General features: G+C 68.6%; 6 protein-coding genes and 1 pseudogene. 4 read left to right on the top strand and 3 right to left on the bottom strand.

Going from position 1 to position 7,580, the window contains the following annotated elements:
- Positions 1-209: pseudogene (locus ACNPNP_RS04160) on the bottom strand (hypothetical protein); the annotation flags it as partial.
- An 81-nt stretch (positions 210-290) separates the two neighbouring features.
- Between ACNPNP_RS04160 and ACNPNP_RS04155 the strand changes: the two are divergent.
- A complete protein-coding gene (locus tag ACNPNP_RS04155; RefSeq protein ID WP_448964802.1) occupies positions 291-1,673 on the top strand; it encodes an ATP-dependent DNA helicase in 1,383 nt (460 codons plus the stop codon).
- A 4-nt stretch (positions 1,674-1,677) separates the two neighbouring features.
- Here the strand turns inward: ACNPNP_RS04155 and ACNPNP_RS04150 are convergent, their stop codons facing one another.
- Together ACNPNP_RS04150 and ACNPNP_RS04145 are read right to left on the bottom strand one after the other, a co-directional pair.
- Positions 1,678-2,325, bottom strand: a complete 648-nt coding sequence (locus ACNPNP_RS04150) for a biliverdin-producing heme oxygenase (protein ID WP_448964801.1) — start codon at positions 2,323-2,325, stop codon at positions 1,678-1,680.
- A 46-nt stretch (positions 2,326-2,371) separates the two neighbouring features.
- The gene (locus tag ACNPNP_RS04145) at positions 2,372-2,686 is read right to left on the bottom strand and encodes a DUF2470 domain-containing protein (RefSeq protein ID WP_448964800.1); all 315 of its coding nucleotides are present in this window, start codon (positions 2,684-2,686) and stop codon (positions 2,372-2,374) included.
- 99 nt (positions 2,687-2,785) lie between these two features.
- On the opposite strand from ACNPNP_RS04145, the gene ACNPNP_RS04140 reads away from it, so the two are divergent.
- The 3 genes from ACNPNP_RS04140 to ACNPNP_RS04130 are packed head-to-tail and all read left to right on the top strand — an operon-like array spanning position 2,786 to position 7,455.
- Entirely contained in the window at positions 2,786-4,069 is a 1,284-nt protein-coding gene (locus ACNPNP_RS04140; RefSeq protein ID WP_448964799.1) for a serine hydrolase domain-containing protein, read from the top strand.
- 30 nt (positions 4,070-4,099) lie between these two features.
- Positions 4,100-4,939, top strand: coding sequence for a tryptophan-rich sensory protein (locus ACNPNP_RS04135; protein WP_448964798.1), 840 nt, complete (start codon positions 4,100-4,102; stop codon positions 4,937-4,939).
- Complete coding sequence (locus ACNPNP_RS04130; RefSeq protein WP_448964797.1) at positions 4,936-7,455, top strand: glycoside hydrolase family 2 protein; 2,520 nt, start codon at positions 4,936-4,938, stop codon at positions 7,453-7,455. Before ACNPNP_RS04135 ends, ACNPNP_RS04130 begins: the two co-directional genes overlap by 4 nt.
- The last annotated feature ends 125 nt before the right edge of the window (positions 7,456-7,580 follow it).

Genomic DNA, 7,580 nt, shown 5'->3' with positions numbered 1-7,580 from the left:
CCCGGCCCGCGCCGGGCGGCGGCGGCGCGACCGGTCGCGAGCAGATCGAGGTATCTCGTGACGAAGGCGCCTGGGCCGTAGTACTCCTTGTACAGAGCCGCACCGCCGGCGGCGATCGCGCCGAGGAGCAGGACGCCGATGACCGCCAGGGTGGTGAGGTCGACCCAGAGGCGTCGGCGCCGCGGCGACGTCGGCTGAGGGCGATCCATGGCGTCAGTCTAGGAGAGGGGCCTGAGACAGTGCCGAGCGTCGGCAGACTGTGACGCCGCGCTCGACGTACGATGAGAATCGTGTCCTTTCCCGCCCTCTCCGCCGAGCAGCAGGAGCTGTTCCGTCTCATCGAGGACACCAGGGAGCACGTGTTCATCACCGGCCGCGCGGGAACCGGCAAGTCGACCCTGCTGCAGTACTTCGCCTGGAACACGCAGAAGCAGATCGCGATCTGCGCACCGACCGGCGTCGCGGCGCTGAACGTCGAGGGCCAGACGATCCATTCGCTCTTCCGTCTCCCGATCGGACTCATCGCCGAGAGCGAGATCGAGCAGAACGACGCCACCCGCCGCATCCTCAATGCCATCGACACGCTCGTGATCGATGAGATCTCGATGGTGAACGCCGATCTCATGGACGGCATGGATCGCGCCCTGCGCCAGGCGAGGGGACGGCGCGCTGAGCCCTTCGGCGGCGTGCAGATCGTGATGTTCGGCGATCCGTACCAGCTGGCGCCCGTGCCGCCGCGCGGAGATGAGCTGCGCTACGTGCAGGATCACTACCGTTCCTTCTGGTTCTTCGATGCGAAGGTCTGGGCTGGTGCGACGATGGGCGAGTCGGACGGGCTCATCGATCTGGGCAGGCACGGGGCCGAACTGCATGTTCGAGAGCTGGTGCAGATCCACCGGCAGTCGGACGACGGTTTCAAGGCGATGCTGAACGCCGTGCGCTACGGGCGCGTCACGGCCGAGATCGCCGGCGTCCTCAACTCGCAGGGCGCCCGCACTCCCCCGGAGCCGGAGCCCGGCGAGGTGCCGATGATCACGCTCGCGACCCGCAACGACATCGTCAACAACATCAACCGCCGCCACCTCGCCGCGCTCGCCGGCAAGGAGCAGACCGCGAGGGCGGAGATCAACGGCGACTTCGGGAGGGGCGACGCGTCCTACCCCGCCGATGCGGAACTGAAGCTCAAGGTCGGGGCGCAGGTCATGTTCCTGCGCAACGACGTCTCGATGACGGGCGAGCCCCCGCGCTGGGTGAACGGCACGATCGGTACGGTGAAGCGCATCATCGGCGGTTCGGTGCGAGTGGAGATCGACGGCGAGGACGTCGACGTCGAGCCAGCGGTCTGGGAGAGGTTCCGCTACTCCTACGACCAGAGCACCAAGACCCTCAGCCGTGACGTGATCGCGGAGTTCATGCAGTTCCCGCTGCGCCTCGCCTGGGCGGTCACGATCCACAAGTCGCAGGGCAAGACCTACGACCGGGCGATCATCGATCTGGGCGGAGGGGCGTTCGCCCCCGGCCAGACCTACGTCGCGCTGTCGCGGTTGACGTCACTGGACGGGTTGTACCTGTCCCGGCCGCTGCGTCCGAGCGACATCAGAGTCGACGAGGATGTGCGCCGCTTCATGCGCGAAGCGTGGGAGAGAGCGTCGACGCCCGAGGTCAACGCCTGACGGATCAGGCCGCGGATCGCACGCGATCGAGGTCGAGGAACAGCTCGGTGTTGAACTGGTACGCCAGCAGCACCTCATCGATCACCCGTTCGCGTTCCGCGTCGTCCCACGGCGCGGCATCCAGCTGCTCGCGGTAGACGTCCTTGAACGCGGCAGGGTCGGCGATGTCGTCGAACAGGTAGAAGCCGACGCCGTTCGTCTCGAAGCCGAACCGCCGCTGCATGACCCGCCCGATGAATATGCCGCCGGAGAGGTCGCCGAGGTAGCGGGTGTAGTGGTGTGCGACGAAGCCGCCCACCCAGGTCGCCCCGACCTCGTTGATGCGGTCGACGTAGCGCTGCGTCGTCGGCAGCGGCGTGATGGTGTCGCGCCAGTCGGGCCCGATGAGGAACTCCAGGTCCGCCTCGAGTGCGGGCAGCCGTGTCAGCCTGTCGCTGATGAAGACCGCGGCGACCGGGTCGTTGCGCATGCGATCGCCCGCGCCCTCGAGGGCTTCGTAGATGAAGTAGTGCTGCGCCACGAGTGCGATGTAGTCCTCGCGGGAGCCCTCGCCCTTGAGCAGGTCGGCCATGAATCCGGCGTGCTCGCTGCGCGAATGCGAACTCGAGGAGCGCTCACGCAGAGCGGCGGAGAAGGAGAGGATTTCGGCCATGCCCTCAGTGTAAGGGCAACCTAACCTCAGCAGAAGTGCGGATTCCTCACGCGTGCGGTCGCGGCTCGATGCCGAGTCTCTCGCATGCGGCGTCGTACAGCGCCACGACCTCGCGGCGCACTGCCGGTCGCTCGGAGATCTCACCGCTGGGCCACGGGACGCGAAGCTCTTCCGGGACGCCGGCGCGCGTGATCTGCCAGACGCCGCCCGAGCCGTCCAGATCCGTCATCACGGCGCTCGTGATCGGCACGTCGGATTCCGTAGAGAACGCGCGGACGATGAGGAGGTTGTCGTCGGTGTGATCGCCGTTCATGTGACGGAGGATGGCTGCGACGACGTCGGCTTCGAAGATATGGGTCACGTGATCACTGTACGTCTGCCTGGTGTCCACCCGATGGATGCCGTGTTTCGCGATGAGCGCTTTAGACTCGGGAGAATAAATCTTCCTGGAGCTTCCTTCATGCACCTTCTCTCGCCGCGCCGCTGGCGTGCCGCCGTCGCAGGCGCCGCTGCGCTCGCGCTCGTCCTGACCGGCTGCTCAGGGGAGGAGTCCTTCTCCTACACGCCTCCCGAGCAGGTCGATGCCGCACTCGCGGATGACACCGTCGCGCAGCTGCAGGCCGCCGTCGAGAATGCGATGGTCGCGACCGGTTCGACCGGCGCGATCGTCGGTGTGTGGGTGCCGTGGAGCGGCACCTGGGTCACCGGACTCGGCACGCAGTCGGTCGAGGACCAGACGGCGGTCTCGACCGACATGACATTCCGCGTCGCGGACGTCACGCGCATGATGACCTGCGATGTCCTCTACGGACTCGTGGACGACGGTGTGGTCGAACTCGACGCCTCCGTTCCGGAGTACGTCTCGGGGGTCGCGCAGATGGAGGACATCACCCTCCTCGATCTCTGCAACGGCACCAGCGGTGCCGGCTCCTCCGAAGCAGCCGTCAAGCCGATGTGGCTGAACACCCCTGAGCGCGAGTGGCCTGCGCTGGAGTTGGCGTCGTTCGGTCTCGGGCAGACGCCGGTTGCTCCGCACACGACGTACCGCGATTCGGATGCCGGTTACCTGCTGCTCGGCCTGGCGCTCGAGCGCGCATCGGGCAAGAGCGCATCGCAGCTCATCGCCGAGTACGTGACGAACCCGCTGGACCTCGCGGGAACGTCCCTTCCTGCGCCGAAGGCGGCGGCCCCTGGCGAAGTCTCGCTCAGCGGAACCCTTCTGCCGCCCATCGACGGCGGTTTCGACTGCGCGGCGCGTTCCGAGATCACGGTGCTCTCATCGAGCACGGGCTTCACCGATTCCGGTGTCGTCTCGACGATCGACGACCTGGGGCGCTACGCCCAGGCGACGGCACGCCAGGGACTGCGCGAAGAGGGCGCCGAGCCCGGACGGTTCTCGGCTCCGCTGCCCGCGTACAACGGTGCACCGTCGTGGTATCAGGCCACCGGCGGCGCATTCGTGGTCGGTCCGCTGATCGGTCAGCACGGATGGACCCCCGGCTATGCGACGGCGGCGTACTCCGACCCGACGACCGGGTTCACCGTCGCCGTCGTGCTGAACAACTCGACAGCCGGGGGCTCGTTCGCGGCCTACCTCGCGTGGGAACTCGCGGCGATCGCCTCGAAGGCGCCTGCGGCTGGCGGGGAGACGGCACCGGAGTTCGGGCTGCCCTTCACCGCCGAGCAGTACCACCAGACCATCGTCGACGGCGCCATCTGCGCCACGCCGCCGGCAGCGGAGTAGTCACCGCCGGGGCCCGTCTACTGTGGGGGCATGGCCCAGACGGAGAAGTCTGATCGCGTCCGCCGCCTCGTCGTCGCATTGACCGTCGCGGGGGCGGTGATCGCCGCGGTCTTCGGTTCGGGCCTGCTGGGCGGCACTCCGATGCCAGAGGCCGCGGGAGGCGCGTTCGCCGCCGACGCCACCGTGCTCGCACCGGCGGGCTTCGCGTTCGCGATCTGGTCGGTGATCTACCTCGGCCTCGTGGCGTACGCGCTGTGGCAACTGGTGCCTTCGCAGGCGGCGAAGCCGCTTCACCGTGCGGTCGGATACGGCGTCGCGGCATCCGCTCTGCTCAACGCCGTGTGGATCATGTGCGTGCAGGCGTGGCGCATCGCAGAGTCGTTCGTGATCATCGTGATCCTGCTCGGGGTGCTGCTGGTCACGTTCGTCAGGGTCAGCCGCAGACCGCGTCGCGGCACGATCGCCGAGATCGTGCTCGTGGACGGGACGATCGGTCTGTACCTCGGATGGGTGACGGTCGCCGCCGCTGCGAACCTCGCGGCCTGGCTCGGCGCGCTCGACATGACGGAGTGGACCGCGGCCCCTGGCGTGCCTGGGGTGATCACGCTCGTCGTCACCGGGCTCGTCGCCGTGTTCACCGCCTGGCGCGGTGGGAGGTGGGCTCCCGCTGTGGCGACGGCCTGGGGGCTCGTGTGGATCGCGGTGGGACGATGGTCCGGTGATCCGTCAGCGCCGACGGTCGCGGCGACCGCCGTCGTGCTCGCCGTCGTCGTGCTGGTCGTGACCGCATGGCGCTTCCGTGCGCGCGTGCGGCGTACCGGGGCGAAGGATGGACTTCCCCTGGTCCCGCACGGCACAGTTGGTCAGTGACCTCTTCGCCGCACGCCGCCCTCGTCCGCACTCCGCTCACCACCGGTTGGCAGGTGCATGCGGCGGCCGGTCCCGCCAAGGTCGGCGTTGATCCGATCCCCGCGATCGTGCCGGGCGTCGTCCACCTCGATCTGATGCGCGCCGGACTCATCCCTGACCCGTATCTCGACGACAACGAGTCGGCGCTCGCCTGGATCGGTCTGGTCGATTGGACCTACCGCACCACGATCTCGGTGTCGGATGCCGCACTCGAGGCCGCGGCACGGCACGACCTCGTCTTCGACGGCATCGACACGGTGGCGACGATCACGCTCAACGGCCAGGCGCTCGCCGACGTCGCGAACCAGCACCGCTCGTACCGCTTCGACGTCACGAGCACCCTCACGGCGGGAGACAACGAGCTCGTCGTGGCGCTGCGCAGCCCGGTGCGTCACGCGAACGCGCAGAGCGTCGCGCTCGGCGTGCGTCCCCGGCCCTATCCGCTCCCGTACGACGCGATCCGCAAGTCGGCGTGCAGCTTCGGCTGGGACTGGGGGATCGCCACGTGCACGAGCGGCATCTGGCGCGAGGCGCGACTGGAGTCGTGGTCCGACGCACGGCTCGCCCTGGTCGACGTGCGGGCCGAGACCGCGGGGAACGGCGGCAGCGTGCGGGTGCACGTGGAGCTCGCGCGCACCTCGCAGCGGCCGGCGACGCTCGCGGTGCAGGTCGGTGCTCGCGCGGCGGAGGGCGTCGAAGTGCCCGCCGGCGTGGACTCCGTGGATCTCGAGGTGCAGCTCGACCAGGTCGATCGGTGGTGGCCGGCCGGGTACGGCGAACCCGTGCTGTACGACGTGGATGTGACGCTTGCTGCAGACGGGGTCCTTCTTGATTCCGCATCGCGCAAAGTCGGCTTCCGTGATCTGCGGTGGGACACGACGCCGGATGCTGCCGGCACCCCGTTCACCCTGATCGTGAACGACCAGCCGATCTACGTGAAGGGCGTGAACTGGATTCCGGACGACGCGTTCCCGAGCCGCGTCGACCGCGACCGCTACCGCGGCCGGCTGCAGCAGGCGAAGGACGCGAACCTCAACCTGATCCGCGTCTGGGGCGGGGGCATCTACGAGTCGGAGGACTTCTACGATCTCGCCGACGAGCTCGGCCTGCTCGTGTGGCAGGACTTCCTGTTCGCGTGCGCCGCATACGCGGAGGAGGATCCGCTGCGCGCGGAGATCGAGGCAGAGGCGCGTGAGAACATCGCCCGTCTCGCGCATCGTGCATCGCTCGTGCTGCTCACGGGCAACAACGAGAACACCTGGGGCTACGAGGACTGGGGATGGAAGAGCGTCCTGGACGGCAGGACCTGGGGTGCGCACTACTACTACGAGCTGCTGCCCGCGTTGATCGCCGAACTGGCGCCGCACGTGCCCTATGCGCCGGGCAGCCCGTTCAGCCCCGGCGGCGGCTGGGACGGGAGCGCGCAGACCGGGCCGCATCCGAACGACGAGGAGCACGGCTCGATGCACCTGTGGGAGCAGTGGAATCGCCGCGACTGGCCCACGTACCGCGAGCACAGACCGCGTTTCGTCGCGGAGTTCGGATGGCAGGGGCCGCCGGCCTGGACCACGCTGACGCGCGCGATCAGCGACGATCCGCTCACGCCGGAATCGCCGGGCATGATCGTTCATCAGAAGGCCGCCGACGGCAACGCCAAGCTCACCGGCGGCCTCGTCTCGCACTACCGCGTTCCGGAGGACATCGAGACATGGCACTGGGCGATGCAGCTCAATCAGGCGAACGCCGTGTCGTGCGCGCTCGAATGGTTCCGCTCGCTCGCTCCGCACAACGCGGGGGCGATCGTGTGGCAGCTCAACGACTGCTGGCCGGTCACGTCATGGGCGGCGATCGACGGCGACGGGCGTGAGAAGCCGCTGTACTTCGCGCTGAAGAACGCATTCGCACCCCGGACGGTGTCGGTGCAACCGGCAGATCCCGCGCAGACGGCGGATGCCGGACTGAGCGCTGTGCTGTCGAACGACACGGCCGAACCCTGGCAGGGAACCGTCGTCATGCGCCGTCTCGCGTTCGACGGCACCGTGCTCGCGTCGGATGCCGTGGACGCCGAGGTCGCGGCGCGCGAGACGGTGCGGATCGACGTTCCCGTTTCGCTCGCGGTCGCCGGTGACGCGGCACGAGAGGTGCTGGTGGTCGAGGCGCTGGACGCGCGCGGGCTGTGGTGGTTCGCCGAGCCCCGCGACAGCGCGCTCGGTGCGCCGCGGCTGTCGTCCGAGATCGAAGCTGTGGACGATCAGGGCACGTACGACGTGACGATCACCGCCGAATCTCTCGTGCGCGATCTCGCGCTGCTGGTGGATCGGCTCGACCCTTCGGCCACGGTGGATCGAGGGCTCGTCACGCTGCTGCCCGGTGAGCGCGCACGATTCCGCATCACGGGCGCCGCCGCATGGACGCCGGATGCGGATGCGGTGATCGGCCCGCTGGTCGCCCGCTCCGGAAATCAGCTGCTGAGATGATGCGCTGCTTGTCAAGGCCCTGGGTCTGGTCGACCGACCGCGGATACCTTCGCTGTCATGATGGCAACGACGAAGGCATCCGAGAAACAGGCATCCACTGGCACGCGCCCCGCGGCGCGCGGCGG

The organism is Microbacterium xerophyticum (assembly GCF_053543555.1).
Note: the sequence above shows the minus strand (reverse complement) of the source record. Positions and strands in the feature narration are given on the sequence as shown.